1 pseudogene is annotated in these 609 nt (G+C 62.2%); it reads left to right on the top strand.

Annotation, left to right across the window (positions count from 1 at the left end):
• Nucleotides 1-606 (top strand): annotated as a pseudogene (locus tag DPM12_RS24590) (integrase core domain-containing protein); the annotation flags it as partial.
• Nucleotides 607-609 lie beyond the last annotated feature (3 nt).

Raw genomic sequence — 609 nt, 5'->3', positions numbered from 1 at the left:
CAACGGCATGGTCTACACCGTCCGTCTCGCCTCAGCAGCCGCCCACGGCGGCCGCACCAAACTCGAAGCCGAACTACGCCGCCTGGGCATCACACAGAAAAACTCGACCCCGAACCACCCCACCACCTGCGGCAAAGTCGAACGATCCAACAAACATTGAAGAAATGGCTACACGCCCAACCGGCCCAGCCGAGCACGATCGCTGAACTGCAAACGATGATCGACCACTTCATCGAGCAATACAACCAACACCGCCCCCACCGATCCCTGCCGCACCGAGCCACCCCCGACACCATCTACCAGACCAGACCGAAAGCCACCCCAACCACCGGCAGCCGCGACACCGACACCCACAACCGAATCCGGCATGACCGCGTCGACTCCGACGGGAAACTCACCCTGCGCATCAACGGAAAGATGCACCACATCGGCATCGGCCGACCCCACGCCCGAACCCCCATCATCATCATGCTCGTCCACGACCTCAACGTCCGCATCATCAACACAGCCACCGGCGAACTGATCCGTGAACTGACCATCGACCCCACCCGCGACTACCAGCCCACCGGCCTGCCACGAGGACCCCACAAAAGCGAAACAGGGTGACCC

It is taken from the genome of Phytoactinopolyspora halophila (assembly GCF_003287285.1).
Lineage (GTDB): Bacteria > Actinomycetota > Actinomycetes > Jiangellales > Jiangellaceae > Phytoactinopolyspora_A > Phytoactinopolyspora_A halophila.
This window is presented reverse-complemented; position numbering and strand designations above follow the sequence as displayed.